32 protein-coding genes and 1 riboswitch are annotated in these 25,445 nt (G+C 66.0%); of the genes, 11 read left to right on the top strand and 21 right to left on the bottom strand.

Annotated features, from left to right (window positions below):
* Window positions 1-54: 54 nt before the first annotated feature.
* The 5 genes from trpC to hisI form a co-directional block, all read right to left on the bottom strand.
* Window positions 55-888: an indole-3-glycerol phosphate synthase TrpC gene (gene trpC / locus LOC59_RS06625; RefSeq protein ID WP_227896869.1), complete on the bottom strand. Its 834-nt coding sequence runs from the start codon at window positions 886-888 to the stop codon at window positions 55-57.
* Window positions 889-1,179, bottom strand: a complete 291-nt coding sequence (locus tag LOC59_RS06620; RefSeq protein ID WP_227896870.1) for an HGxxPAAW family protein — start codon at window positions 1,177-1,179, stop codon at window positions 889-891.
* Between the two features lie 99 nt (window positions 1,180-1,278).
* Complete coding sequence (locus LOC59_RS06615; protein WP_229971108.1) at window positions 1,279-1,893, bottom strand: Trp biosynthesis-associated membrane protein; 615 nt, start codon at window positions 1,891-1,893, stop codon at window positions 1,279-1,281.
* Window positions 1,890-3,476, bottom strand: a complete 1,587-nt coding sequence (locus LOC59_RS06610) for an anthranilate synthase component I (protein WP_229971106.1) — start codon at window positions 3,474-3,476, stop codon at window positions 1,890-1,892. The genes LOC59_RS06615 and LOC59_RS06610 overlap by 4 nt, the downstream gene beginning before the upstream one ends.
* A gap of 32 nt (window positions 3,477-3,508) precedes the next feature.
* The gene (gene hisI / locus LOC59_RS06605; RefSeq protein ID WP_227917108.1) at window positions 3,509-3,889 is read right to left on the bottom strand and encodes a phosphoribosyl-AMP cyclohydrolase; all 381 of its coding nucleotides are present in this window, start codon (window positions 3,887-3,889) and stop codon (window positions 3,509-3,511) included.
* 91 nt (window positions 3,890-3,980) lie between these two features.
* On the opposite strand from hisI, the gene LOC59_RS06600 reads away from it, so the two are divergent.
* Together LOC59_RS06600 and LOC59_RS06595 are read left to right on the top strand one after the other, a co-directional pair.
* Window positions 3,981-4,625, top strand: a complete 645-nt coding sequence (locus LOC59_RS06600; RefSeq protein WP_229971104.1) for a TIGR03085 family metal-binding protein — start codon at window positions 3,981-3,983, stop codon at window positions 4,623-4,625.
* 285 nt (window positions 4,626-4,910) lie between these two features.
* The gene (locus tag LOC59_RS06595; RefSeq protein WP_229971102.1) at window positions 4,911-5,927 is read left to right on the top strand and encodes a serine hydrolase domain-containing protein; all 1,017 of its coding nucleotides are present in this window, start codon (window positions 4,911-4,913) and stop codon (window positions 5,925-5,927) included.
* Here the strand turns inward: LOC59_RS06595 and hisF are convergent.
* The 4 genes from hisF to LOC59_RS06575 all read right to left on the bottom strand — a co-directional run bounded on the left by hisF (window position 5,912) and on the right by LOC59_RS06575 (window position 8,440).
* Window positions 5,912-6,682: an imidazole glycerol phosphate synthase subunit HisF gene (gene hisF, locus LOC59_RS06590; RefSeq protein WP_229971101.1), complete on the bottom strand. Its 771-nt coding sequence runs from the start codon at window positions 6,680-6,682 to the stop codon at window positions 5,912-5,914. The genes LOC59_RS06595 and hisF overlap by 16 nt on opposite strands.
* Before the next feature lie 12 nt (window positions 6,683-6,694).
* Window positions 6,695-7,537 (bottom strand): ATP phosphoribosyltransferase, encoded by an 843-nt coding sequence (hisG, locus tag LOC59_RS06585; RefSeq protein ID WP_229971099.1) that lies wholly within the window; start codon window positions 7,535-7,537, stop codon window positions 6,695-6,697.
* Between the two features lie 89 nt (window positions 7,538-7,626).
* The gene (locus LOC59_RS06580) at window positions 7,627-7,890 is read right to left on the bottom strand and encodes a phosphoribosyl-ATP diphosphatase (protein ID WP_066298286.1); all 264 of its coding nucleotides are present in this window, start codon (window positions 7,888-7,890) and stop codon (window positions 7,627-7,629) included.
* Between the two features lie 103 nt (window positions 7,891-7,993).
* Window positions 7,994-8,440, bottom strand: a complete 447-nt coding sequence (locus LOC59_RS06575) for a GNAT family acetyltransferase (RefSeq protein ID WP_229971097.1) — start codon at window positions 8,438-8,440, stop codon at window positions 7,994-7,996.
* 306 nt (window positions 8,441-8,746) lie between these two features.
* Here LOC59_RS06575 and LOC59_RS06570 point away from each other — a divergent pair, with 306 nt between their 5' ends.
* Window positions 8,747-9,589 carry a MerR family transcriptional regulator gene (locus LOC59_RS06570; RefSeq protein ID WP_229971095.1) on the top strand — a complete coding sequence of 281 codons (843 nt, stop codon included), beginning with the start codon at window positions 8,747-8,749 and terminating at the stop codon, window positions 9,587-9,589.
* Between the two features lie 112 nt (window positions 9,590-9,701).
* Here the strand turns inward: LOC59_RS06570 and LOC59_RS06565 are convergent, their stop codons facing one another.
* Together LOC59_RS06565 and LOC59_RS06560 are read right to left on the bottom strand one after the other, a co-directional pair.
* Complete coding sequence (locus LOC59_RS06565) at window positions 9,702-10,280, bottom strand: DUF3060 domain-containing protein (RefSeq protein ID WP_227917115.1); 579 nt, start codon at window positions 10,278-10,280, stop codon at window positions 9,702-9,704.
* 238 nt (window positions 10,281-10,518) lie between these two features.
* Window positions 10,519-11,031 carry a hypothetical protein gene (locus tag LOC59_RS06560; RefSeq protein ID WP_229971093.1) on the bottom strand — a complete coding sequence of 171 codons (513 nt, stop codon included), beginning with the start codon at window positions 11,029-11,031 and terminating at the stop codon, window positions 10,519-10,521.
* A gap of 574 nt (window positions 11,032-11,605) precedes the next feature.
* On the opposite strand from LOC59_RS06560, the gene LOC59_RS06555 reads away from it, so the two are divergent.
* The 3 genes from LOC59_RS06555 (at window position 11,606) to LOC59_RS06545 (ending at window position 13,337) form a co-directional block, all read left to right on the top strand.
* A complete protein-coding gene (locus LOC59_RS06555; protein ID WP_229971091.1) occupies window positions 11,606-12,100 on the top strand; it encodes a GNAT family N-acetyltransferase in 495 nt (164 codons plus the stop codon).
* A 63-nt stretch (window positions 12,101-12,163) separates the two neighbouring features.
* Window positions 12,164-12,760 (top strand): chloramphenicol phosphotransferase CPT family protein, encoded by a 597-nt coding sequence (locus LOC59_RS06550; RefSeq protein ID WP_229971090.1) that lies wholly within the window; start codon window positions 12,164-12,166, stop codon window positions 12,758-12,760.
* Window positions 12,741-13,337, top strand: coding sequence for a hypothetical protein (locus LOC59_RS06545; RefSeq protein WP_227896884.1), 597 nt, complete (start codon window positions 12,741-12,743; stop codon window positions 13,335-13,337). The genes LOC59_RS06550 and LOC59_RS06545 overlap by 20 nt, the downstream gene beginning before the upstream one ends.
* Window positions 13,338-13,364: 27 nt before the next feature.
* Here LOC59_RS06545 and LOC59_RS06540 read toward each other — a convergent pair whose 3' ends face one another.
* Window positions 13,365-13,880: a hypothetical protein gene (locus tag LOC59_RS06540; RefSeq protein WP_229971088.1), complete on the bottom strand. Its 516-nt coding sequence runs from the start codon at window positions 13,878-13,880 to the stop codon at window positions 13,365-13,367.
* Window positions 13,881-14,090: 210 nt separating this feature from the next.
* Between LOC59_RS06540 and LOC59_RS06535 the strand changes: the two genes are divergently transcribed.
* Together LOC59_RS06535 and LOC59_RS06530 are read left to right on the top strand one after the other, a co-directional pair.
* Window positions 14,091-14,915: an NAD(P)H-binding protein gene (locus LOC59_RS06535; RefSeq protein WP_229971087.1), complete on the top strand. Its 825-nt coding sequence runs from the start codon at window positions 14,091-14,093 to the stop codon at window positions 14,913-14,915.
* Between the two features lie 125 nt (window positions 14,916-15,040).
* Entirely contained in the window at window positions 15,041-15,835 is a 795-nt protein-coding gene (locus tag LOC59_RS06530; RefSeq protein ID WP_227917122.1) for an alpha/beta fold hydrolase, read from the top strand.
* On the opposite strand, the gene LOC59_RS06525 is transcribed toward LOC59_RS06530, so the two are convergent.
* The gene (locus tag LOC59_RS06525) at window positions 15,832-16,962 is read right to left on the bottom strand and encodes a hypothetical protein (RefSeq protein WP_229971085.1); all 1,131 of its coding nucleotides are present in this window, start codon (window positions 16,960-16,962) and stop codon (window positions 15,832-15,834) included. The two genes, LOC59_RS06530 and LOC59_RS06525, sit on opposite strands and share 4 nt — an antisense overlap.
* 147 nt (window positions 16,963-17,109) lie before the next feature.
* Between LOC59_RS06525 and LOC59_RS06520 the strand changes: the two genes are divergently transcribed.
* Together LOC59_RS06520 and LOC59_RS06515 are read left to right on the top strand one after the other, a co-directional pair.
* On the top strand, window positions 17,110-17,517 hold the full coding sequence (locus tag LOC59_RS06520) for a YciI family protein (RefSeq protein WP_229971083.1): 408 nt from the start codon (window positions 17,110-17,112) through the stop codon (window positions 17,515-17,517).
* A gap of 3 nt (window positions 17,518-17,520) precedes the next feature.
* Complete coding sequence (locus tag LOC59_RS06515) at window positions 17,521-18,675, top strand: RNA polymerase sigma factor (RefSeq protein ID WP_229971082.1); 1,155 nt, start codon at window positions 17,521-17,523, stop codon at window positions 18,673-18,675.
* A gap of 16 nt (window positions 18,676-18,691) precedes the next feature.
* Here the strand turns inward: LOC59_RS06515 and LOC59_RS06510 are convergent, their stop codons facing one another.
* Complete coding sequence (locus LOC59_RS06510) at window positions 18,692-18,997, bottom strand: EthD family reductase (protein ID WP_227917125.1); 306 nt, start codon at window positions 18,995-18,997, stop codon at window positions 18,692-18,694.
* Between the two features lie 98 nt (window positions 18,998-19,095).
* Here LOC59_RS06510 and LOC59_RS06505 point away from each other — a divergent pair, with 98 nt between their 5' ends.
* Window positions 19,096-20,460, top strand: coding sequence for an MFS transporter (locus tag LOC59_RS06505; RefSeq protein ID WP_229971080.1), 1,365 nt, complete (start codon window positions 19,096-19,098; stop codon window positions 20,458-20,460).
* A gap of 20 nt (window positions 20,461-20,480) precedes the next feature.
* Here the strand turns inward: LOC59_RS06505 and LOC59_RS06500 are convergent, their stop codons facing one another.
* The 7 genes from LOC59_RS06500 to pnuC are packed head-to-tail and all read right to left on the bottom strand — an operon-like array spanning window position 20,481 to window position 25,152.
* Window positions 20,481-20,975 carry a hypothetical protein gene (locus tag LOC59_RS06500; RefSeq protein WP_229971078.1) on the bottom strand — a complete coding sequence of 165 codons (495 nt, stop codon included), beginning with the start codon at window positions 20,973-20,975 and terminating at the stop codon, window positions 20,481-20,483.
* Between the two features lie 8 nt (window positions 20,976-20,983).
* Window positions 20,984-21,466 (bottom strand): 6,7-dimethyl-8-ribityllumazine synthase, encoded by a 483-nt coding sequence (gene ribH / locus LOC59_RS06495; protein WP_227896894.1) that lies wholly within the window; start codon window positions 21,464-21,466, stop codon window positions 20,984-20,986.
* Between the two features lie 30 nt (window positions 21,467-21,496).
* Window positions 21,497-22,129 (bottom strand): GTP cyclohydrolase II, encoded by a 633-nt coding sequence (gene ribA / locus LOC59_RS06490; protein WP_229971076.1) that lies wholly within the window; start codon window positions 22,127-22,129, stop codon window positions 21,497-21,499.
* Entirely contained in the window at window positions 22,126-22,764 is a 639-nt protein-coding gene (gene ribB, locus LOC59_RS06485; RefSeq protein ID WP_229971074.1) for a 3,4-dihydroxy-2-butanone-4-phosphate synthase, read from the bottom strand. Before ribB ends, ribA begins: the two co-directional genes overlap by 4 nt.
* A complete protein-coding gene (locus tag LOC59_RS06480) occupies window positions 22,761-23,402 on the bottom strand; it encodes a riboflavin synthase (protein WP_229971072.1) in 642 nt (213 codons plus the stop codon). Before LOC59_RS06480 ends, ribB begins: the two co-directional genes overlap by 4 nt.
* Before the next feature lie 11 nt (window positions 23,403-23,413).
* Complete coding sequence (gene ribD, locus LOC59_RS06475) at window positions 23,414-24,466, bottom strand: bifunctional diaminohydroxyphosphoribosylaminopyrimidine deaminase/5-amino-6-(5-phosphoribosylamino)uracil reductase RibD (protein ID WP_229971070.1); 1,053 nt, start codon at window positions 24,464-24,466, stop codon at window positions 23,414-23,416.
* Window positions 24,467-24,468: 2 nt separating this feature from the next.
* Window positions 24,469-25,152: a nicotinamide riboside transporter PnuC gene (gene pnuC / locus LOC59_RS06470; RefSeq protein WP_227896899.1), complete on the bottom strand. Its 684-nt coding sequence runs from the start codon at window positions 25,150-25,152 to the stop codon at window positions 24,469-24,471.
* A 105-nt stretch (window positions 25,153-25,257) separates the two neighbouring features.
* Window positions 25,258-25,404, bottom strand: a riboswitch (FMN riboswitch).
* Window positions 25,405-25,445: the final 41 nt, after the last annotated feature.

Below are 25,445 nucleotides of genomic sequence, written 5' to 3'. Positions count from 1 at the left end.
TTTGGTCCGGGCCGCTGCGGGCAGTGGCCGGAAGGGTGCGTCGAAAGTTATGTCCTAGCGTTCGCTGGCCTGCAGCCGTCCGGCGATGGCCGCGGCTCCTGCCTGCATGAATTCCGCGATGGTGGCCGCGGGGTCGTTGTGTTTGACCAGCGCTTCACCGACAAGCACGGCGTTGGCGCCGTTGGCTGCGAAGTGCTCGACGTCAGCGGTGTTCCTTACGCCGGATTCGGCGATCACTACCGCGCCTGCGGGAATGGACTCCGAAAGTGCGGCGAAGACTGAACGGTCAACCTCAAGGGTCTTCAGGTTCCGCACGTTCACACCGATGATCCGGGCGCCCACGGCTGCGGCGCGCTCGATTTCCTCGGCGGTGTGCGTCTCGACCAGGGCGTTCATGCCCAGTTCGTGGGTCAGGTCAAGGAAGGTGCGCAGCTGCTCGTCATCCAGTGCCGCCACGATCAGCAGCACCAGGTCGGCGCCGTGCGCGCGGGCTTCCCAGATCTGGTATTCATCGACGGTGAAGTCCTTGCGCAGCAGCGGGATCCGCACTGCCTCCCGGACGGCGTCGAAGTCTGCCAGGGATCCATTGAACCGGCGCTGCTCCGTGAGCACGCTGATCACGGCAGCTCCGCCGTCTTCGTAGCGCACCGCCAGGGCTGCCGGGTCGGTGATCTCGGCCAGGGCACCCTTGGAGGGGCTGGAACGCTTCACCTCGGAGATCACCCGGAGGGTGCCGCGGGGGTTGTCGTTGCCGCCCAGCGCATCGAACGCATCAAGGGCAGGAGCGGCCTGGGCGGCGCGCTCCTGCACCTTTTCCAGCGGCAGCTCCCGCTGACGCTGGGCCATGTCCTCACGGACACCGGCAATGATGTCGTCGAGAACGCTCACTTAGTGACCGTTGTTCTTCAGCTTTGAACCGCCGACGCCGTAGCCGGCTTTGCGCATGATCCAGCCGACGACCAGGCCGAGGGCCACCACGACCAGGCCGGCGATGAAGACCAGCATGCTGGCGATCACGAAGCCGATGCTGGAAACCAGGGCACCTGCAATCATGATCAGCACGCAGGTCCAGGCTGCCGGGGTGTTGCCGTGTCCAATGGTCTCGTCGTGGATGCTGGCGTGGACCTCGGCAGCGTTCTCGGGCTTGGTGTCCTGCTGGTCAATGGCGTTTGTGCTCATGGTGAATCTCCTCGTAAACGGGTCTGGGTTCCATTCTGCCATTAGCTGGCAGGAAGTCTCTTACTTGTTGCGGGGCGTGTGCGGCGGCCGCGAAGCTGCCTACCGGTAATTCGTGGGGTCTTCGCCCTTGGTCAGGCGGTCCCAGCTGTCGATTTCATCGATCGGCGGCTGCGTGGATTCGCCCTTGGATGCTGCGCCCGTGGCGGGCTGCGCGGCATACTTCCGGGACGCTGCCCAGGACCTGGCGGCGATTGCCAGCCAGATGCCGGCGAGCACAATCAGCCCTCCGGCTGCTACAGCCAGGTACGGCATGACCGTGAGCGTTACGTCTGCCCCGGCTGCACCGCTGACACCGACTGCCTTGCCCACCGCCCCGGCGGCACCCTGCTGCGGATCCTTGATGACTGCGGCGCTGGCATAGGCCACGCCGAAGCCGGCCACCACGAGCACTCCCGAGATGACCCACCGGGCGATCTTGCCGGCGATCGAGGCAGCCAGGGCGGCCGCCACTGCGACGACGGCGAAAGCCGTCACCGCGGTTGCGGCTTCGCTTCCGGCGACGGCAATGTTCGGGGTCTCCACTGCTGCCTGCGGGAGGACGACGTCGAGCCAGGTCCGTGTGGTGGTGCCGAACGCGGCTGCTGCCAGCAGCACGGTCACCAGTACGACGGTGGACTTGCGCCGCCAGCGCGCCGCTGCCGTTTCTGAACTCACTTGCTCGTTTCCTGACTGTTGAAGATCCTCGCGCCCACGGCGGGCGTGACCGGTTCCAGTCCGTCGGCAATCAGCGCCGCTCGCAGCGGCGCCGCGGCCTTGTTCACTGTTTCCTGCGCTTCAGCCTCCAGGTCCGAATCGGCGACGATCCCGCCGCCGGCCTGAACGTAGGCCTTGCCCTCACGCAGCAGGGCAGAGCGGATGGCGATGGCCATGTCCATGTCCCCGGCGAAGTCGAGGTAGCCCACGACGCCGCCGTAGATGCCGCGGCGGTGCGGTTCCAGTTCGTCGAGCAGGCTCAGGGCACGCGGCTTGGGCGCGCCGGAGAGTGTCCCGGCCGGGAACGTCGCGGACAGCACGTCATACGGCGTCCTGTCCGGGGCCAGTTCCCCCACCACGGTTGAAACCAGATGCATGATGTGGCTGAAACGCTCGACTTCCATGAACTGCGTGACATCCACGCTGCCGGGCAGGCAGACCTTGGAGAGGTCGTTGCGGGCCAGGTCCACCAGCATCAGGTGTTCGGCCCGTTCCTTCTCATCCGCCAGGAGTTCCTCGGACAGCACCCGGTCCAGTTCCTGCGTCTTGCCGCGGGGACGCGAGCCGGCAATCGGATGCGTGATGACTTCGCTTCCGGTTACCGTAACCAGCGCTTCCGGGGAGGAGCCGACGACGGCGAACGGGTTGCCGCTGCAGTCCTCGAAGTTGAACAGGTACATGTAGGGGCTCGGGTTGGTGTTGCGCAGCACCCGGTAGACATCCAGGGCCTCGGCCCGGCATTCCATTTCGAAGCGCCGGGAGATGACCACCTGGAAGACGTCGCCGTCGACAATTGCTTCCTTGCCGCGTTCCACGGCACGCAGGTAATCCGGCTTGGGCCAGCTTTCCTTCACGCCGGCGGTCAGGGTGGAAACGTCCACGGAGCCGCCGCGGAGCACGGTGACGGCCTGGGGTGCCTGGGCCGCCAGCTTGTCCAGCATGCTGTGCAACCGGGCCACGGCGTCGTGCCAGGCGTCATCCACGCGTTCATCGGAGCCGTCGAAGTTGATGGCGTTGGCCACCAGGAGCACCGTGCCGTCGGAGTTGTCGTGGATGGCCATGTCCGAGACAAGGTTCATGGCAATCTCGGGCAGGTCCAGGTCGTCGACCGGGGGCGACGGGAGCTTTTCCCAGTGCCGCACCGACTCCCACCCGACAAATCCGACCAGGCCGGAGGTGAACGGCGGCAGTCCGTCGAAGCGGTCGGTGGCCAGCAACTGCAGCGTTGCGGCCATGGCCTCGACCGGGTTGCCGTCCAGGGGAACACCTGCCGGCGGCTTGCCGAGCCAGCAGGCCTCGCCCTCCCGCGTGGTCAGCGTGGCACGGGAACGGGCGCCAATGAAGGAGTACCGGGACCACACTCCTCCGGTCGCGGCCGACTCCATGAGGAAGGTGCCTGCTTCCCCGCCGGTGAGCTTGCGGTAGATGCCGATGGGAGTGTGGGCGTCGGCCAGGACCTTCAGCCGGACCGGGACAACCCGGCGGTCCGCGGCGACAGCACGGAATTCCTCCAGGGAGGGAGAGATAACACCTAGATCCTGCATGTATTTGGGCTTTCGGGTTGGAGGGTGTTCGGCTAGGCGGACACGGGCAGGGCGCGGCCCTCGAAGCAGGTCCGGGTGCCGGTATGGCAGGCGGCGCCGATTTGGTCCACGCGGACCAGCAGCGCATCGCCGTCGCAGTCCAGCGCCACGGATTTGACGTATTGGACGTGGCCGGACGTGTCGCCCTTGCGCCAGTATTCCTCCCGGGAGCGGGACCAGAACGTCACCCGTCCGGTGGTCAAAGTGCGGTGGAGTGCTTCGTCATCCATCCAGCCAAGCATGAGTACCTCGCCGGTATCGTGCTGCTGGATCACTGCTGCCACCAGTCCGGCGTCGTCACGCTTAAGGGTCGCCGCGATTCCGGGGTCCAGGTTGGAGGCCGGAATGGTCTGAGGGGTTGGGTCGCTTGCCATCGGTATCGATTCTAGTGTGTTTGGCCGCACCGGGGCCGATCGGCCCCGCGTGGCGGGCAAAGCGGGGTGTTCCGTGCTAGTTTCAGCAGTGATGCAATTCGTAGAACCCTCCCGTGAAGTCCTGGCCGAAACACTGCTCGCGGCCGGTCCCCACGCGCCCACGCTCTGCGAGGGGTGGGAGACCCGCCACCTGGCTGCGCACCTTTACCTGCGCGAACACCGTCCGGCCTCCGCCCTCGGTTTCTTTGTGAAGCCGTTCGCCGCACGGACGGCCAAAGCCATGGACGCGCTGGTCAGCAAGGCCTCCACCTCCGAGGGCTACGCCAAGCTGGTCAAGTCCTTCCGGTCCGGCCCTCCGCTGCTCTCCCCCATGAAGATCAAGTCGGTGGACAACTCCGCCAACCTGGTGGAGTACTTCGTGCACACCGAGGACATCCGCCGTGCCGGTGACCGCTGGGCTCCGCGGGCCCTGGATGCCGAATACTCCGAAGCCCTGTGGTCCGAGCTGCTGAAGCGAGCGGCGCTGCTCTACCGCGGCGTCGACGTCGGCATTGTCCTGGTGCGTCCTGACGGACCCCGGCACGTAGCCAAGCGGGCAGCCGTGTCCGTGGCGATCGTCGGCGAGCCCTGCGAGCTGCTCCTGCACGCCCACGGCCGCAACCAGCAGGCCCTGGTCATGTTCGAAGGCCAGCCCGACGCCGTCGCGCTGCTTGAGAGCGCCGAGATCGGGCTGTAAACCCTTTCCGAATACAGGGTCCGGCTTATGCGCCGGGCCCTTTTTCGTTGCCCGGGACCCCGGGAAATGCCACGCTGGAAGTCCGCGCACTGACCGCTGGCTTCGGAGATTCACATGGGCAGGAACTGCGTCTTTGCTCGTTCCGTGCGGCTGGCGGCCGCGTCCTTGGCCGCCGCGCTACTGGTTGTTTCCTGTTCCCCGCCTGACGCTGCCCGGGACTCAGTGACTTCTCCCTTCTCCTCCCCGTCCCCTGGAGTTTCGGCGCAGGACGAATTGCCGCACAAGATGCAGAGCGCGCTGCAGGACCAACTTGCCCAGGTCATGCAGCGTTACGGCGTGCCGGGTGCGGCTGCCGGAGTCTGGGTCCCGGGTGAGGGAACTTGGCAGGCGGCTTCCGGAACAGCCGACGTCGCCGGCGCGGTGCCGGTCTCCCCCGGCATGGCGTGGCCGCTGCGCAGCATCACCAAGTCCTACACCGTGACCCTGCTGCTCCAGCTCGCCGACCAGGGACTGGTGGACCTCGACGACGCCGCCGGCCAGTACGTGGACGGAGTGACCAACGGTGACCGGATTACCCTGCGGCAGCTCGCGGCGATGTCCAGCGGTAATGCCGACTACACGGGGGCAGAATTTGCTGCTGAATATGGGCAGAACCCGGCACGGATATTCACCCTGGCGGAGCTGAACGGCTTTGTGCTCGGTGAGCCGGCGCAGTTCGAACCGGGCACGCAGCGTGCCTACACCAATGCCAATACCAACCTGATTGGCGCCGTGATCGAGAAGGTCACCGGCCAGCCTTACAGCGAAGTGCTCAGCGAACACGTCCTCGAGCCCCTGCAGCTCAGCGGCACCACCTACCTCACGGACGCCGCGGACTGGGGGCAGCCTCATCCCACCGGTTACATCGCACAGGACGGCGTGCCGGAACCACAGGTGGAGAACCCGTCCATCTTCGCCGCAGCCGGGTCGCTGTTCTCCACGCTCGAGGACACCCGGGTGTGGGCGGAGGCCCTGGCCACCGGTGCCCTGCTGGACGCGGATACCCAGGAGGAACGCCTGGCAGGCGCGCCGCTAAAGACCGGTCCGCCCTACGACCAGTACGCCCTCGGCATCGGTGAGACACGCGGCTGGTGGGGACACAACGGCGAAGGCATCGGCTTCACCTCCGCCGCGTTCCACGATCCGGCCAGCGGCGCAACGATTGTGGCGTTCATGAACGAATCGAACGTGCCCGGTGCTCACCCGGCCGATGAAGCGTTCCGGTCTTTCGCGGAGGTTCTGGCTGATTACCGGACGGGGTAACCCGCGTCCGCAATAGCCTTCTTGACGTCCGCGATCGCGTTGTCCGGTCCGAAGTGGAAGATCGATGCGGCGAGGACAGCATCCGCACCGGCAGCGATAGCCGGCGGGAAATGCTCCGGTACACCGGCGCCACCGGAGGCGATCAACGGCACGTTCACGGCAGCGCGGACGGCGCGGATCATTTCCAGGTCGAACCCGTCACGGGTGCCGTCGGCGTCGATCGAGTTGAGCAGGATCTCCCCCACCCCGCGGTCAGCTGCTTCCTTCGCCCAGGCGACGGCGTCGATTCCGGTGCCCTTGCGGCCGCCGTGGGTGGTGATTTCGAAGCCCGACGGCGTTGAACCGTCGTGCGTGCGGCGTGCGTCCACGGAGAGCACCAGCACCTGGGAACCGAAGTGCCGGGTGATCTCGTCAATAACGTCCGGGCGTGCGACCGCTGCGGAGTTGATGGAGGCCTTGTCCGCGCCGTAGCGCAGCAGCCGGTCCACGTCCTCAACGGTGCGGACACCGCCGCCCACGGTCAGCGGAATGAAGACTTCCTCGGCGGTGCGGGAGACGACGTCGAACACGGTTTCCCGCGCCGCGGAGGACGCAGTGACGTCGAGGAACGTGAGTTCGTCGGCGCCGGCGCGGTCGTAGCGGTGGGCCAGCTCCACCGGGTCACCGGCGTCGCGCAGGCCTTCGAAGTTGATGCCTTTGACCACGCGGCCGGCGTCGACGTCGAGGCAGGGAATGACACGGATGGCAACGCTCATGACGGCGCTCCCCTAGATCCGGCAGGCGTGGATGGTGCTGACCAGGATGGCGCGGGCGCCGAGGTCGTAGAGCTCATCCATGATGCGGTTGGTGTCCGACTTCTTGATCATGGAGCGTACAGCCACCCACTCGGAGTCCCGCAGCGGGGAGACCGTCGGGGATTCCAGGCCGGGCGTGAGGGCGGCGGCGGCTTCGACGAGTTCCTTGCGGACGTCGTAGTCCATCATCACGTACTGGCGGGCCACCAGGACGCCCTTGAGGCGGCGCTTGAGCACATCGAGACCGGCGGGGTTGGCACCCTTCCGGCCGATCAGCACGGCCTCGGACTTCAGGATCGGCTCACCGAAGATTTCCATGCCGGCGGCGCGGAGCGTGGTTCCGGTTTCAACGACGTCGGCAATTGCGTCGGCGACGCCGAGGCGCACGGAGGATTCGACGGCACCGTCGAGGCGGACCACGGAGGCGTCCACGCCGTGTTCGGCGAGGTACGCGCGGAGCAGTCCGTCGTAGCTGGTTGCCACGCGCTTGCCCTGCAGTTCGGCCATGGAGGTGAAGTCGCCGACCGGTCCGGCGAAGCGGAACGTGGACGCGCCGAAACCGAGGCTCATCAGCTCTTCGGCCTCTACCTGGGCGTCCAGGAAGAGGTCGCGGCCGGTGAGTCCGACGTCGAGCGTTCCGGAGCCGACGTAGACGGCAATGTCCCGGGGGCGGAGGAAGAAGAATTCGATGTCGTTGTCGGGATCGACCATGACAAGTTCGCGGCTGTCGCGGCGCTGGCGGTATCCGGCCTCGGAGAGCATGGCGGAGGCGGATTCGGACAGGGCACCCTTGTTGGGTACGGCTACACGGAGCATTGGAGTATGTCTTTCGCTGGAAGTCAGATGGGAGCTGGGCCTGCCGGCGGGCCACACGCTGCCTGAGGTGAACTCAAGGCAGCACGTGGCTAGAGATGCTTGTAAATGTCCTGCAGGGTGAGGCCTTTGGCCAGCATCAGGACCTGCAGGTGGTAGAGCAGCTGGGAGATTTCCTCTGCTGCGGCTTCATCAGACTCGTACTCGGCAGCCATCCAGACTTCTGCGGCCTCTTCGACTACCTTCTTGCCGATGCCGTGGACGCCGGACTCAAGTTCGGCGACGGTGCGGGACCCGGCAGGCCGGGTCGCCGCCTTCTCACTGAGTTCGGCAAATAGCTCTTCGAAGGTTTTCACAGATCAAGGGTACGCCGTGCGTCACAGTCTGCCCCATTCCGGCCCGCGTGTGTGACGAAGGACGCTTGGCCAGGCGGGGTGTGGACGCGCCGGCTGAGGACCTTCAGCGTGCAGCTGAATCTGTGTTGGCGGCATAATCTGCGTTCAGCCACTTAGCCCTCACCTGGACGTCTGAGAGCTCGTATCCAAGATGGTCATAGAAACCGATAACCGGACTGTTGTTGGTGCGGATCATGAGCTGCACCTTTACAGCACCGCGCTCAATCAACCATTGCTCGGAGGCCTCCATCATCATGCGTCCCAATCCGGATTCCTGCCTGTCCGGTGCGACCGCAAGGTAGTAGACCCAGCCGCGGTGCCCGTCGTGCCCTACCATCGCGGTGGCCACCAAGTCACCATCCAGGGAGCACCCAAGGACCGTCGACGTCGCACCGCTCATCGCTCGGAGTAGGTCGTCCATGGGATCGTTCCACGGGCGTGTGAGACCGGTAGCCGTCCACAGGGAAACAGCGCTGTCGTACTGGTCTTCTGTGAGGCTGCGAGCATTCATTCTGCCGATTGTATGACCTCATGATTGCCGCCGGCTGCCGAGCTCACTCCAGCGTCAACGTCAGGCCGTACTCGCAGACGCGTGTCCACTCTGGAGCCCGCTAGGGATCCGCAGGGGGACGTCTCTCACCGCGCCGCCCTGGCACGTTTCGCAGTGGGGACCGGCTAAGGGGCGCCTGGGACTCGCCGGGCGTGCAGGGAAAAGTCGCGGTCGAGGAGCGGTAGGGTATTGCGAAGCTGCACCGTCCGCACCGTCATGGAGCCCGCCGAGGTGCGACGTCCCGACCGGTTATGGAAGGCCACGCCCATGGAATCGTCCCTTATCCCGCTGCCGCCGCGTCAGGTCGAAGTCGGTGACGCGGCACATTTCGTTGGCACCACACCGGAAGCGATCCTTGGCTACCAGGAGATTGGCCTGCTTCCCGAGCCCGAACCGGGCAGCGGCGGCCACCGCCGATACGACTACGAGGACATGATCCGGCTGCTGTGGATCCACAAGATGGTCGACGCCGGGATTGCCGTGGACGACATCCATGAAGTCTTTGCTGACGCGGCTCCTGCTGGTGTCGACAGCGGCCGCGACGCCGCCGTCGTGCAGCGAATGCGCACCTTGGAGGGTCGGCTGGGGCTACTCTCTGAATTCGTCACCGGCCGCCTCAAGGGCCTGCCCGAGGGCTCGCTGCGTCAGGCGGACCTGGACAACCTGCTGGTCATGGAGCGGATCTTCGGGCCGCTCGGTGCGGCCGTCAATGCCGGCCGTTATATCGTCCTGGCCACTCACCCGGGTCTGCGGGAGGAATCCGACCGCGTCGAGGCCGCCGAGGAGGCGCTCGATGACACGGTCGCCGTCGACGACCCCCGCGTGGCGCAGGCCGCTGCCGAACGGCACGCCTTCGAACTGAAGCTGGACGCCGCCATCAACAATTCCGGCCAGGCTCAGAGCGACGATGAGCTTTTCGACTCCTGGGATGCCCTGCACCCCGCTGGCACTGAAGGTGTGGACGCGGCCTGCCAGGACGCCGGCGGCGGGGAAAGCCGCGTGGGCCTCATCGAGGCCATTGGAATGATGCCCTACGACTACTCCCCTGCCCGCCTGCGTTGCATGGAGCTGACCGCAGAACTCGCCGCCAAGGAGTTGCCCGCTTCGTAAACAAGAACGGCGAGGCTCGTCCATGGCAATCCGAGTAGAGAGCGCACCCAACTGCGGCAACGCACCTCGCCACGAGATCGCCCGCCGGAAGCTTATTTGCCCGCACCCGGGTTCATCGGACCGAAACGGAGTTTGTACCCGTGGTTTCGACGATGGGATCTCCCGAGGCATAGGTGATGCTGTTACTCTCCCCTTCGACGTCGATGTCACGGGTCTCCTCGACGCCGACAGTGTTCTCGGTCCCGTCAACATCGATTTCGGGCACATTCATCAGGTTGGCCTCGTTGTTGTTGCCGTCAATGTCGAGGCTTTCCGCGTCCTCGCCGCTGACTGAGTTGTCATTGCCCCGGATGTCGATGTCTTCACACTGACCGGTCGTCTTCACGCTGGTGCCGCTGGTCTGGACGTCGATATCCCCGCCGCCCGAGCACGTAATGCTGATGCTGGTGTTCGCTTCCGTAATTCTGTGTGCGTCGCCGCGGCTGAGGGTGATCTCCTCGCCGGAGCCGCCTGATGCAGGTGCTGCGCTTGAGTCTGTCGGGGCGGCCGTCGTGTTCTCCGGTGTTCCGGCACTGGTTGATGGGGTTCCGGTTTCCAGGGGTTCCGGCGTGGGGTTAGTGCATCCGGTGATGAGTGCCAGGCCCGCGACGGCGGTGAGCACGGGTGCGGTGATACGGAAATTGCGGTACATGCCGGTCTCCTCAGCTAGACGAGGCTGGGTGTTGTATGGCCTGCCCCAAGGGAACCTGCAGTTCCTCGACCAATTCCTCTTCCGGGGCCCTTCCGCTTGCCTGTCTATTCTTCAGCATGAGGGGCAGGAGGGCCATGTTGACGCTCGTCATTGACCACAGACACGGCCGAAACGTTGAGGTCCCCCCGTCTGTGCCTCGATTTGTCCCAGCACTACGCGCCGCTATCTCGTTGAAGTGTCAAGGCAGGGGCTGGGTAGCCTTTCCATGCTTTTGATCCTTCTTCCTTAGGGTCAAAAGCAGGAGGATCAATGCAAGAAAGCTCATGCCATAGAGGATCCTGCTCCAAGGAGAATGATCCCCGCCTGTCGTGGAGAACGCGTCAGCGAGGCTCATCCCGGGACTGAACGAGACAAAGTAGTAGGTGGGCGTCCCGAGCATGATGAGGATGAGGAAATACCGGGTAATCGTCCATGGCAGATCAGGGAATTTCACGATGGAAAAGGTGCCGACAGTGAGAGCAAGGACGGGTCCGGCCAGTGCCCATGCGTAAACCGGGGTTTCCACTAGCGGCTCGTTGACAGATGACATAGCCGTCTTGATCTCTTGGAGGCTCATACCCGGAACGGCCGCCATGGGGTTCCAAACGATGATCTGCAGCGCACCGATCAACGCATAGGCACTGATGATCAGAACCCCACCCAACACAATCGGAACAACGTGTCGTTGCTGCTCGTCTAAGGGGCTCCTCATACCGCGCCACACTACTACTGGTTGCGATAAGAGCGGTGAGGGATCCCCCACCGAAGACCGCGAGCGACTATTGGCCCTCAAGCTGCGGGCATGGGAACCAGTGTTCCCGTGACTCAAGTCAGTGACTCGGGAGCCCCTTCGGTTTTGCTGCGTGTGGGGCTGATTCGTTTGCTGTGGGAATTTGCTGCGCGGCGCCATGGCTGGATTTTCCCCGGACGACCGGTTTTTCCCGAAACGCAGCGAATCGGTGTCACAGGATGCAGCGGAATCCCGGAACGCAGCGTTTCCGCACCCAAAATGCAGTGTTTCCAAAAGTGCAGTGTTTCTCGCAAGGGGGCTTGCCCAGGATGCTGCGCCGGCATGGAACTCAGAGCCTTAGCCCGGGCGTGCGTCGGCAACCCCACAAGTAGTCGAGCTGCTTGGGTGATGTGGGCCTGTGGCGCTCTTCGAACACCGGGCTCCCAGCCGTAGTTCCTGGTGTTGCGGCAGAGGTTGCTCATGCCACAGGAGCAACAGGGAGTGGGAACCTGTGCGGGCCCCAGCCCAGCCCTCACCGGCTGGCTATTGTTGGCGAATGGAAATCGTGCCGTATTCCGCCGAACACCGCGAGCCGCTGCTTGCCCTCTCACTGCGGGCATGGGAACCCGTGTTCCCGTTGCTCAAGTCAGCTGTCCCCGTCTTCGTCTATGAGTCGTTCTACCCCGATGGCTGGCGCAGCCGGCAGTCCAGCGACCTTGAAGCAATCCTCGACGATGAGCCGGACAACATCGACGTTGCCCTGATCGACAACTCACCCGCCGGGTGGGTCTGCACGCGGCTTCATCCGGAGGACGGCATGGGTGAGGTCTATGTTCTTACTGTCGACCCCGTGCACCAAGGGAAAGGACTCGGCCGCGCCCTTGTTCAGCGCTCCATCGAACGGGCCCGCTCAAAGGGTATGCGGATGGTGATGGTCGAAACGGGCGACGATCCCGGACATTCACCGGCCCGTCAGTTCTACGAGGGGTCCGGGTTCGAGCGGTGGCCAGTTGCTCGCTACTTCAAGGAGATAAGCGGCGAAACGCAGTAGACACACCGTCAGGGACCCTCTTACCGGCAGGGCTTCGTCGGCGTTTCTGATTAGACTCACGGAATGTCATCGAATCCAGATCTCCGCATCCTGGTGTTGAACGGTGGCTCGAGCTCCGGGAAGTCATCCATCACACGAGCTCTTCAGGAGTTAGCTTCGGGGATCTGGCTGACTTTCGGAGTAGACACGTTCATCGATGCACTCCCGGGCCGGGGCGACAGCCCACAGGCTGGAATCACTTACGAGCCTGACGGCACCATTACCTTCAGCCCCGCCCACCGGAGACTGGAACAGACCTGGTACACCGGACTGGCCAGCATGGCCGGGTCCGGAGCGCACATCATCCTCGACGAGGTCCTGCTCGCCGGCGGAAGCAGACAGGAACATCTCATGTCCGTCTTCAACGATGTGGCTGTGGCATGGGTGGGAGTTCGCTGTGACCCCGATGTTGCCGCAGCGCGGGAAGCACGACGCCCTGACCGGGTGCAGGGCATGGCACGGCATCAGGCGCTGAGCGTGCACAGCGGCATGAAGTACGACTTCGAGGTCGACACTACGCATCGTTCCGCCGAAGACTGCGCCAACGACATCGCGTGCTGGCTCTCGGCCAGAGATCCGCGCCGCGAAGGATGGAGGGGCGATGTTCGATCCTTGCAGTGACCTGGCGGCCGCGAAATGGATCGCGGCCAGTGATGAGCACTGGGGCAAACTGGTGACGCTGGGCCCGCCGGGATTCCCGGCCTATGCGCGGCTGCGGTTCATCCCGGATCCGGTCCACGAGGGGCAGTCCGAAAACGATGCTGTACGCCAGGCCGACGCTCCCTCAGACAATGATCAGCTCCGCATCGCCGTCGGGACACTGCTGCGGCACACCGACGCACCTGACGAAGGGTACCTGCTGATGTGGGACGGTTGGGGCCGTGACTCGTTTCCCGAGCCCGTACTCCGAACGCCGCGTTTGACGGTCCCAAATCGGGAGTACTACCTGTGCAGGGTCTCACTGCCGGACTTCGTCTCCGGGGCGATCGAAGACTCGTGGCAGGCAGAAACAAACCGCTCTATGCCGCACCCCGCGTTCATTTGGCCCTCGGACCGGGCCTGGTGCGTCACCTCAGACGTCGATCCCCATTGGGCTGGCATCGGGGCCCAGCAGTCGCTGATCGATCCGCTCCTGACCGAGCCTCGTCTCGACGTCGTCCGGGTCGAACCGAATGAAAAGCTGCCCTTCTACTCTTAGCGCGACTATCCAGGGAGTGCCTCGGCTCTAGTGACGGGCATCCTTGGAATCCACGGAATCCACGGAATCCATCATCTGGTCCAGGGCCAGGGAAGTCACGGCCGCGATGACCGCCATCACAAGCCGCGGCCGGGCCGTCCCGTGCCGGAGCAACCAGGTTTCGATCCGCTCATCCACCACCAGGCTCAGCGCCAGGACCCCGCTCACGGTGACGCCCACCGCCCCAGCCAGTGCGGTCAATGCGATTGCCGGCTTCCGTGACGGAACCGCATCTGCGCGCACATAGGAAGGCGGGGGTGCAGTGCTTCCAGCGCCGTCGGATTTGGACGCTGCCGGGGTGACTAGATCGACTCTCCCGGCGGCAGCCAGCTCCCGCCCTTTCTGGGCTCCCTTTAGCAGGGCCGCGGCGGCGATGATGCCAGTGGCGGCGCCGGGAGCGAGCACGAAGGCGCGGCGCACCCCCGGAGACCAGCCGGCCGGGCTTTTCAGGGTGAGTGCACCGGATAAAGCGGCCAGCGCGAGCGACAGCGGAAGATTCTTCATGGCCTACACGCTACATGCTGCGCCTCCCGGTCTGAGTCAGGAGACTAGTGCGGTCTCATGCTGCTGCTGGCGCCGCGTACCCGCGGAGAACTAATAGGTCGAAATTCCTCAAGGATATTCCAAGACAAGGCGCCTATTGAGGACGGAACCTGTCCGCAAGCACTGCCATCATGGGGCCAAATGCCAGCCCGACGAAAGGAACTCACACCCATGCACATTCTTGTCACGGGAGCCGCTGGACAGGTCGGGCGTCACCTCGTCGCCAGACTCCTCGAGTCCGGCCACGCCGTCCGCGCCCTTACCCGCGACCCTGCCCGGACCGACCTGCCGGACGGGGTGGAGGTGGTCACCGGCGACCTCACCAACAGCGACAGCCTCGAAGCAGCGTTCGAAGGCATGGATGCTATCCACCTGATCACCTTTGGCGGGGACGACGGCGGGGACCTCACCAACGGGGTGGAGATCATCCGGCTCGCCGAGCATGCCGGCATTCGGAGGGCCACCGTCCTGGGCGGCTGGTCGCCCACGAGTATCGAAGAGGCGCTGACAGCCAGTTCCATCAGCTGGACCATCGTGCAGCCGGCCGAGTTCATGGGCAACTCGCTCGATCTGGCCCCCGAAATACGTGCCTCGCGCACAGTGTCCCTGCTCGCCGGCTACCAAAGCGCCGTCGTCCACGAAGCCGACATCGCCGGTGTCGCTGCGGTCGCGCTGACCGCGGAAGGGCACGCAGGCAAGACCTACCGGGTAACCGGTCCCGAGGCACTGACTCCTGCCGAGCGGACCGGCCTGCTCGCGGATGCAATCGGCGAGCCAGTCCGGTACGTGCAGTTGGGTGAGGACGCCGAGCGCGAACGCCTTCGCAGTTACGGCTACGACGAGGACTACGTTGAATTCGGCATCCAGCTGGCCACCAGCCCTCCCGAGAATGCCGGCACCGTCCTGCCCACCGTCGAGGAGGTCACCGGGCGTCCGGCACGATCATTCGCCCTTTGGGCACAAGAGCACGCCGACCTGTTCCGTGCCGCACCCTGAAAATGAAACTCTGACGGGGTCGCGTACCTGCCGTTCCGGCGGCGCACGCTAGCGTCCTTGAGGCGGGTGCGGGGCGGCAGCCGGCGGGTCCACCGTCCGGCATGGCGCGCGGCGTACCCTGAAACATGGACTCCAACGTCCGGATCCTCAATCTCCGCACCGGGATCACGGTCCCGTGCCTCGTCAGAGGGGACGCCGACGCACCACCGGTGCTCCTCCTCCACGCCTGGGGCGAATCCCGCCGGAGCTTTGACCGTTTGGTGCCCGGGCTGGCCGGCTTCAGGATTTACGCCCCGGATCTGCGTGGGCAGGGAGATGCCGGCAAACCGCTGGCGGGATACTCGCTGGCGGAGCAGGCCGACGACGCCGCAGCGGTCCTGGCTGCCCTCGAGGTGGAGAGCGCAGCCGTCCTCGGGTCTTCCAGCGGCGGCTATGTGGCCCAGCAGCTGGCCGTCGAACATCCGGCGCTGGTCGCCGCGCTTGTGCTGGTGGGCGCACCCCTGAGCCTGCAGGGCAGGCCGCCGTTCGCGGACGACGTCGACGCACTGATTGATCCCGTGGAAGAGGACTGGGTACGCGCTTCCCTGTCCTGGTATCCCCTAGGGAATCCTGTTCCGCGCTGGTTCATCGAGGACCGGATTCGCGACGGCGTCAACATCCCTTCGCACGCGTGGAAGGGAATCCTGCACGGCCTGTACGAGGCGGTGCCGCCCACCGAGTCAGCAGTCATCCACGCTCCAACACTCATCCTGTGGGGCGCACAGGACAGTTTGCTGCCGCGCAGCGGCCAGGACATTCTTGCTGCACGGATCGAGGGCAGCGTCCTGTTGGTCTATCCCGACGCTGCGCATCTGGTGCTGTGGGAATGTCCGTCCCGGGTCGCGGCGGATGCGACGGCGTTCCTGAGGTCCCTGGCCTAATCCGCCATCGCGCTGACGACGGCGGCAGCCAGTTCCGCGGGCACCGTCCGCGCAGACCCATCGATGCTGACCAGCCGGAGGCAGCCGTCAAGCTCCAGGGTGAGCGGCGCACCGGCTTCCTGTCCCAGGGCCACCGGCCAAAGCGCCGCGAACTCGGTCGCCGCCGCACCGCAATCCGTTGCCGACGGCTCGGCGGCGGCAGCCTGCAAGAGAGCATCCTTGGCCGGACCGGTCAGGTTCCCGCCGCGGGTAAACGTTCCCGACGCGATTTCGACAACGTCAAAGGGGGTGTCCGGCCCTGCGTCCGGAGAAAGCCCGTTCCCTGGTTCAGGTTCAGGTACCGTCCGGTAGCCGCAGATCCTCAGGGCATCGACGTCGTCAGCGGCTGGCAGCAGACCGGATGAGGGGTGCGCTGGCTCCACCTGGCCCAGCCCGTCACCGGGGATTGTCGTCAGCGGGGCGAGCGCCAGGCCTCCCGGGACGGCGCTGATACTCCACTCGGCGGGGCAGCCGGCGTCGAGGGCGGCGCGGGACTGGATCAGCGAGAGCTTGTGCAGGCTCGAGCCAAGCACATCCAGATCCGCTAGGACGCCACGCACGCCGGGCTTGGTCTTGCCGCAGGAGTCCGTGGGCCAGGCGGCGCGCATAGCCTTTCCGTCCGCCGCCAGCAGCCACAGATCGGGAACCAGCTCCATGTCGGCGGTGCAGGCCTGGTTCGGCCGGGGCCCGTCGCTGGGTTCGGCCAAGGCAGCCACCAGCGCGTCCAGGTTTCCGCCAAGTCGCTCCTCGGCGACGGCCGACCACACGCCGTCCTGGTCTTCGACGGTTTCCAGCCCGGCGGTGCAGAGGATCGCTTCAAACGGAACAAAGTCCGCAGGAATGGAGCCGGCCGCCGGCGGCGACGCTGCCGGCGTCGGCTGGGTGCCCGATTCGACGGTGCGCTCCATGGAGGTGCAGTCGACGGCGTCGACCAGCTCGGCCGCAGGCCGGGGCTCTGCATGATTTCCGAACTGCTGTCCGCAGCCAGCCACGCCGCCCAGCAGCAGCAACGCTGCCGCACCAACGGTAACGGCCCGCCCGCGGTTTCGATGTAGCCGCCGGATTCGATGCACCAGCACCTGCTTCAATGCCCGGCTCCCCTTCCAGTTGGTGCCTCAGGGTAGCAAGCCAAAGCAATGTCGAGAATCCTGAACCTGCTTCGTCCCAGACATGAAGGCAGCCACAATGGCTGTGTTGCAGGCAACCCACGTGTTGCACCAGGCAAGGAGAACGTCATGGCCAAGTATCTGTTGCTCAAGCACTACCGCGGCGCCCCGGCACCCCTGAACGATGTGCCGATGGATCAGTGGACGCCGGAGGAAGTCTCCGCCCACATGCAGTTCATGCAGGACTTCGCCGACCGGCTGCAGGCCGGCGGCGAATACATCGACGGTCAGGCCCTGTCCCCTGAGGGGACTTTTGTACGGTACGACGGCGAGGGGCGGCCGCCGGTGACCGACGGCCCGTTCGCGGAAACCAAAGACCTGATTGCGGGCTGGATGGTGATCGACGTCGACGGTTATGACCGTGCCGTCGAACTGGCCGGTGAACTCTCCGCCGCACCGGCGGCGGGCGGAAAACCGCTGCACGAGTGGATTGAGCTCCGCCCGTTCATGGGCTCCCCCGCCACCGTAACGGAGTAAGCCTTGGAGGAACGGCTCATCCGAACGCTCACCCCGCAGGTGATCGCTGTCCTCGTCCGCCGCGGAGCAGGATTCGCGGCGGCCGAGGACGCTGTCCAGGAAGCCCTGCTCGAGGCCCTTCGGACCTGGTCCAGCGACCCGCCGCGGGATCCGCTGGGCTGGCTGGTCACGGTGGCATGGCGGAAGTTCCTCGACGCCGGGCGCGCGGAGGCTTCCCGCCGGCGTCGTGAACTCAAGGCCGATGCCGAACCGGCGCCCGGGACCGCCCCAGAAAAGGATGACACGCTGCAGCTCTATTTCCTGTGCGCCCATCCATCGCTGACCCCGTCGTCGGCTGTGGCTTTGACGCTGCGCGCCGTCGGAGGCCTGACCACCCGTCAGATTGCGGCCGCCTATCTGGTGGGCGAAGCCACCATGGCGCAGCGCATCAGCCGGGCCAAACGGACAGTGTCCGGGGTCCGGTTCGACTCCCCGGGCGACCTGTCCACCGTGCTGCGGGTGCTGTATTTGGTGTTCAACGAGGGGTACACCGGCGACGTGGACCTCGCGGCCGAAGCGATCCGGCTAACCCGCCAGCTGGCCAGCCGCCTTCAGCACGAAGAGGTGCAGGGACTGCTGGCCCTGATGCTGCTGCACCACGCCCGCCGGCCGGCACGGACCAACAGCGCCGGTCAGCTGGTACCGCTGGCGGAGCAGGACCGCGGCCTTTGGGATACCGCCCTGATTTCCGAGGGCATGATGATCCTGCAGCGGGCGCTCGCCCGGCAGAGGCTGGGCGAATACCAGGCACAGGCCGCCGTCGCGGCGCTGCACGCAGATGCCGCCAGCGCCGGGGAAACCGACTGGCCGCAGATAGTTGGGTGGTACGACGAGCTGGTTGCGCTGACAGACAGCCCGGTCGCGAAGCTGAACCGCGCCGTCGCCCTGGGTGAGGCGGACGGACCGCGGGCAGGACTCGATGCCCTGGCCACGCTGGATCCTGCACTCCCCCGGCACACCGCCGCCCTGGCCTACCTCCACGAACGCAGCGGCGACACCGAAGAGGCCGCACAGCTGTATGCCAAGGCTGCTCATCTAGCCCTCAGCCTGCCCGAACGCGAGCATCTGATCCGTTCCGCGAGCCGGCTGAATGCTGCCCCGAGAAAGAGCCCAGGGTGATTCACGGTCCTACGGCCTAGCTGTCCTTTACATCCGTGAACAGTGCCATGAACGTTGTCCCTGTAGCCTTCAGCTGGTCCATAAAGTCGGCGGCTTCGGCGGTCGCCACCGCAGCGGAGGCATCGTCGTAGGTGTCGAAGTACATGTCCACAGTCCGGTACGCCGGGGTGGGCGATCCGTTCTCCTTGGGCCAGACCTTTCCGGCTTCGAATCGCTGCATGCGCGGAAGCTGCCGCGCGCTGCCTTCGAAATCCCTGTAGGCCGCTTCGAATGCTTCAGGGTCTGCCGGATTGTCGATGATGAAGGTGATCTTGGTGGACATGGTGTTCTCCTGTACATAGTCTGCGGAGCCGAGGGGATGTAGGCACTCTTCCGCATCACTCTTCCTGGGGCAACCCGGGATGAAGGAAGGCATTCAGAATGGCGGATCCAGTCCCCGGCCCGGCACCGAAACGCAGCCGCCTGCTCATCGTCGCGATCCTGGCGTCCTTCGTCGCCTTCCTGGACGGCAGCATCGTCACGGTCGCACTCCCGGCTATCGGTGCCGACCTCGGCGGCGGGCTCGCCACCCAGCAATGGACGGTCAACGCCTATCTGCTGACCCTGGGCGCACTGATCCTGCTTGCCGGGTCCCTTTCGGATTCCTTCGGGCGGCTGCGTGTCCTTGCCTGGGGACTGGCGGGCTTCGCCGCGGCATCCGTCCTCTGTGCCCTGGCGTGGACCCCGGACGTCCTGGTGCTCGCCCGCGCGCTCCAGGGCATCGCGGCGGCGCTGCTCGTCCCGAGCAGCCTGGCCCTGATTACGACGGCGTATGCCGGCCCTGAGCGCGCCCGCGCCATTGGCACCTGGACGGCCTGGACCGGAACTGCCGCGATCATCGGCCCGCTGCTGGGCGGGGTTCTGGTTGACTGGGCCAGCTGGCGGTTCATCTTTGCGGTGAACGTGCTGCCGGTGGCCATCACCCTGGTCCTCATGCCGGGACTTCAGGATAGCCCGCGACGCCGGACAGCCCTGGACATCCCCGGCGCGCTCCTCGCCGTCGCCGGCCTGGGCGGCTCGGTCTATGCGCTGATCGAACAGGACAGGCTGGGCTGGACGCATCCGGCGGTGTATCTGTCCCTGGCCGGGGGCTTGGTTGCGCTGGTGCTCTTCGTAGTCCGCGAGGCCCGGACCCCGTCGCCGATGATGCCCCTCTCCCTGTTCCAGGCGCGGAACTTCCGCTATGGAAACCTGGTGACCGCAGCCGCGTACGGAGCACTCTCCCTGGGCACGTTTGCCCTGACGGTCTTCGTCCAGGAAACCGCGGGTTTCAGCGCCATTGAGGCAGGGTTCATTTCGCTGCCCCTGCCCATCGCCATGCTGCTTCTCTCCACCTGGTTCGGCGACCTGGCCGGCAGGTACGGTCCGCGCATCTTCATGACGGCGGGTCCGGCCATCATGGGCGCCGGATTCCTGCTCATGCTCACGATGAGCCCGCCGCTGAACTTCCTCACCCAGCTCTTACCCGGCCTGCTGCTCTTCAGCCTGGGGCTGGCAGTCATGGTCGCTCCCTTGACCGCAGCGGTACTGGGTGCACTGGATGAGACCGACGCCGGCATCGGGTCTGCGGTCAACAACGCCGTCAGCCGGGTGGCCGGGCTCATCACGGTTGCCCTCATCGGCACCATCTCAGCCGGATCCCTGGACTATGCCGGTTTCCAGCGGACGGCACTGGCGACGGCGGTGCTGATGTTTGCCGCAGCGCTGATTGCGTTTCTGGGGATTCGGACGCCCCAACCGGCCTAGAACCCGGCCAGCACGCAGTACTACCCCCGAGCCTGCACCAGGTTCGCGAACGGCAGCCTGCCGTGGAGCTGGCGGAACTGTTCGTGATACACCGCGAGGGCCTCATTGAGCTCCCCCGCCGGGAGCTCCCTCCATGCGACCAGCAGCTTCCCGGCACCAGCCAGCTGCCAGATCAGCCGCCCGTCCCAGTGCCCCGGCGGCTTCCCCTGGCCGAAGTCCACAAACTCCTGGATCTGCCGCCGGAGCCCGCGGTTGCCCTTGCTGCCGGGACCGGCCTTCCCAAGGAACAGGACGTCCGCGTCCTCAACCCATTCCTCCGCCAGGACCGCCTGGGACACAGACGGGTTCTTCCGCTTGAAGGTCCCGGCGGTGCTCTGGGCCAGGAACACCGGTTCAAAGCCTGCGGGGCGCAGCACCGCGAAGATTCCCTGCCGCTGCGGGATCCGGTTGATCTCCAGCCCCGCGATCGGCCGGAAGCCGGTGAACCCGTCCGCCTGCAGTGCTTTTTTGTTCAAGACAGCGCTCAAACGCCGGCCCAGCGCAGCGCTGCCACGGTGTTCACGGCGGCAGCAAACGCCTCATAGCCCTTGTCCTCCGAGGACCCCTCCAGCCCGGCGCGGTCCAGCGCCTGCTCGTCGGTGTCGCAGGTCAGCACCCCGAAACCGACCGGAGTGCCGGTCCGGACACTGACCTCAGTCAGCCCCTGGGTGGCCGAGGAGCACACATAGTCAAAGTGCGGAGTTCCGCCGCGGACCACGACGCCGAGGGCAACGACGGCGTCAAAGTGCGGTGCCAGCCGCGCGGCAGCCACGGACAGCTCGAACGTGCCCGGAACCCGGATCACCTTCGGCCGCAGCCCCGCATCAGAGGCAGCGCGCAGCGCACCCTCGATCAGTCCGTTCATCACTTCGGTGTGCCAGCTGGCAGCGACAACCGCCACCTTGATGTCAAGGCCCTGGGCCTTGATGCTGCTGACGTCGTTCTCCGGTGCGCCGTGTCCGCTCATGTCTGATGTCCTTCGGTGTGGTGGGGAAAGTTAGCTTTGCTGGACGGGATTGGCCCGCAGCAGATTGAGGTGGTGGTTCATCCGGTCCCGCTTGGTCTGCAGGTACCGTTCGTTTTCGGCCCTGACCGGCACCTCGGAGGGCACCATCGCTTCCACGGCGACGCCAAACACCTCCAGCCGGTCACGTTTGACCGGGTTGTTGCTCAGCAGCCGGATGCGGTCCAGGCCCATCCGGAGCAGGATCTCCGCCGCGGCCTGGTAGTCGCGGGCGTCCACGGGCAGGCCCAGCTGCTCGTTCGCCTCCACGGTGTCCGCTCCGGCTTCCTGCAGCGCGTAGGCCCGCAGCTTGTTCGCCAGGCCGATCCCCCGGCCCTCGTGACCGCGCAGGTACAGCACTGTTCCGCCGTGCAGGCTGATCAGCCCAAGGGCCTGTTCCAGCTGTTCACCGCAGTCGCAGCGGTAGGAGGCAAATACGTCGCCCGTCAGGCACTCCGAATGCAGCCGCACCAGCGGGGTCCCGGGTTCGGGGGAAGTTCCTGGGGCGGAGACAGCCAGGTGTTCCGCACCGGTGCGCGTATCGGTCCAGACCTGGGCAGTGAAGTCACCGAACGCCGTCGGCAGCTGAACTACGGGTCCCGGGACCACGTTCTCCGCGCCCTTCACCGCCGGCCTCCGGCCGATGCCGGCACCGCGGCCAGGTACGCCACCAGGTCATCAATGGAGACCAATGCCAGCCCATGCTCGTCGGCGAACTCCCGCAGGGCGGGCAGGCGCATCATCGTCCCGTCGTCATGCACCAGTTCGGCAATCACGCCTACCGGTGTGCAGCCCGCCAGCTGCGCCAGCTCAACGGCGGCTTCGGTGTGTCCGCGGCGGGCGCGGACCCCGCGGTCGTGCGCGCGGAGCGGAAAGATGTGGCCGGGACGGTGCAGGTCCGCCGGAGCGGAGGCTGGATCGGCCAGTACCCGGGAGGTCAGCGCGCGGTCGGCGGCGCTGATCCCGGTGCTGGTTCCCGAGGCGGCGTCGCAGGAGACCGTGTAGGCGGTGCCTTTGGCGTCCTGGTTCACCGCTGTCATGGGCGGCAGGTCCAGCCGGTCCGCGTAGCTGCCGGGCAGCGGCACACAGATGACGCCGGAGGTGTACCGGACGGTGAACCCCATCAGCTCCGGGGTCGCGTGCTGGGCGGCGAAGATGATGTCGCCCTCGTTCTCGCGGTCCTCGTCATCCACGACCACGACGGCGCGGCCCGCGGCAACCGCCTCAACGGCGGCGGCGATGGAATCCAGCCGGATGCTCATGACTCCTCCTCGGTTCCGGATGCAGGCGCCGCAAACGCCAGCAGCCGTTCGGCGTACTTCGCCAGTACATCCACTTCCAGATTCACGGGACTCCCGGGCTGCAGGGCACCAAGGCCGGTCTCGGCCAGAGTGGTGGGAATCAGCCCGACTTCGAACCACGGCTCACGGTCCTGCGGCACGCTCACGGCAGTAACGGTGAGGGAGACGCCGTCGACGGCGATCGAGCCCTTCTCCGCGATGTACCGAGCAAGCTGCGGCGGCACACCGAAGCGCAGCCGGTCCCAGCTGCCCAGGTCCTCGCGTACCAGCAGCGTCCCGACACCGTCCACATGCCCCTGCACCACGTGGCCGTCCAGCCGTCCGCCGGCGGGCACACACCGCTCCAGGTTTACGGTCCGCCCGGGTTCCAGCCCGCCGGTGGTGGTGCGGTCCAGGGTTTCGCCCATGACGTCGAGTGAAATGCGGGCTCCGTCGATGGCGGTCGCGGTGAGGCAGACCCCGTTGACGGCGATCGATCCGCCCAGCCCCAGCTCCGCGGACGTGAGCGGAGCATCGATGACCAGCACCTTTCCGGCGCCGGTGGCATCGGGTTCCAGGGAAACTACGCTGCCCTGTTCAGCGACAATGCCGGTAAACACGTCTGACGTCCTTACTGTGGTTCTTCGAAAGGAATAGGTTCAAGGTGCAGCCGGAGGTCCGGCCCCACGGGCACGGCACTGCCGCCGCCGGCAGGATCCCAGCGCCAGCGCTGGATCCGGGCCATGGACGCGATGCCCAGGCCCGCGAACGCCGCGGTGCCCGCGCCCAGCAGCGCCGGAGCGGTGTAGGCCACCAGCTCATCGGCGAGTCCGGCACGGAGGAAGGCGCCAGCCACGGTGCCGCCGCCCTCGACCATCACGTGCCGCACGCCACGGGCATACAGTTCAGCGAGTACGACGGCGGGATCATGCGTCGGGATCTGGACGAACCGGCCGTCGGTTCCCCGGACGGCGGCCTCGGCGGGAACCGGCGTGTGTCCCATGACCGCGCGCAGCGGCTGCTTTTCCGCCGTGCTGCCGTCCGGATTCCGGGCGGTCAGCCGCGGATTGTCAGCTTGGATGGTTCCCGTGCCGGCCAGCACTGCGTCGACCCGCCGGCGCAGATCCTGGGCATCGGCGCGTGCCTCCGGTGAGGTAATCCACTGGCTGGTTCCGTCCGCCGCAGCGGTGCGGCCGTCCAGCGTCTGGGCCGTCTTGACCGTGACGAACGGACGCCGGCCGTCCATCGCGGCTGCCCAGCGGGAATTTAGTTCCCGTGACTCGTCCGCCAGCAGTCCACCCCCAGCCTCCACCCCGCCGGCGGTCAGAGCAGCAGCTCCCCCGGCGGCGTCCTCGTTGGTATCTGCGGCCGCGTACACGACCCGCGCGATACCGGAGCGGAGGATGGCCTGCGAACAGGGTCCGGTGCGGCCGGTGTGGTTGCAGGGTTCCAGGGTGACCACCATGGTCGCGCCATCCACATCGATGCCGTCGGCCGCGGCGGACGCAAGGGCGTCGGCTTCGGCGTGTGCAGTTCCTGCCCCGCGGTGAAACCCGCTCGCCAGGACCTCCCCGGACGGGTCCAGGATCACCGCACCCACCAGCGGGTTAGCCCCGCGCACTCCCCGGCGGGCCAACTGGAGTGCCTGCTCCATGGCTGTGCGTTCCGCATCGGAGAAATTCATGGCTACCGCACCGTCGGATCCGGCATGGCGACCTGTACCTGCGGCTTCTCGTTGGCCTTGGCGCGCCACCAGACGAAGAACCCGATCAGTGTGAAGGCCCCGTAGAACAGGTACATGAACGCCGTGGCGTAGTAGCCGGCGCTGAACAGTAGCGGCACGCCCACAATGTCCACTGCCACCCAGATCAGCCAGAATTCGACCCACCCCTTGGCCATGCCGTATGTAGCCAGCAGTGATCCGACGAACGTCCAGGCATCAGCCCACACTGGTTCGTAGGAGCCCAGCATGCCGAAGACGGGTGTCAGTGCCGCGGTACCGAGGATCATTCCCGCCACCAGGCCGATCCGTGCCCTGCCGGAGGCCCACTGTGGTGTGACGGCGTCGGCACCCGAGCTCTTGCTGGCCTGCCAGCGGCGCCAGCCGTACACGGCGACGGCAATGAACATCACCTGCCGCCCGGCCTGGCCGAGTAGGTTCGCGGTGCTGGCGTCGCCAAAGATCGAACCGAGGAAAACGGTGAGCAGCAGGGCGTTGCCGGCGATTCCAACCGGCCAGGCCCAGATTTTCCGGCGCATGCCGCCGAGGGCGCTGAGCAGCCCGAAGATGTTGCCAAGTACTTCGCGCACCAGCAGGGAAGAACTCCCCACGGGGATCTGCGCGTCAAAGAGCCACCGCAAAAAATCCAATGTCGTTCCTTATCCCGTAGCGGCGGCTCCGGGGGTACGACAGTCCGATGCACCGACAGCCCGGGGTACCCCTGCAGGTACGCCGAAGCGTCGGTTCAACAAACTGTACGTGCTTCTCCCATCCAGACTTTAACTGTCGGTACTGGAATTTCACCAGTTCAACCGCACATCCTGCTGAGGGATCCCAGCCTGACGTGCGGGTCGCGGACTATAACCGCCGGTTCGGAATTACACCGACCCCGGAGCACGTTTGTTAATCCATATTCTCACACAGGCGGATTGGGCTGGTTTAA

Source organism: Arthrobacter sp. zg-Y916, assembly GCF_020907385.1.
GTDB lineage: Bacteria > Actinomycetota > Actinomycetes > Actinomycetales > Micrococcaceae > Arthrobacter_B > Arthrobacter_B caoxuetaonis.
Note: the sequence above shows the minus strand (reverse complement) of the source record. Positions and strands in the feature narration are given on the sequence as shown.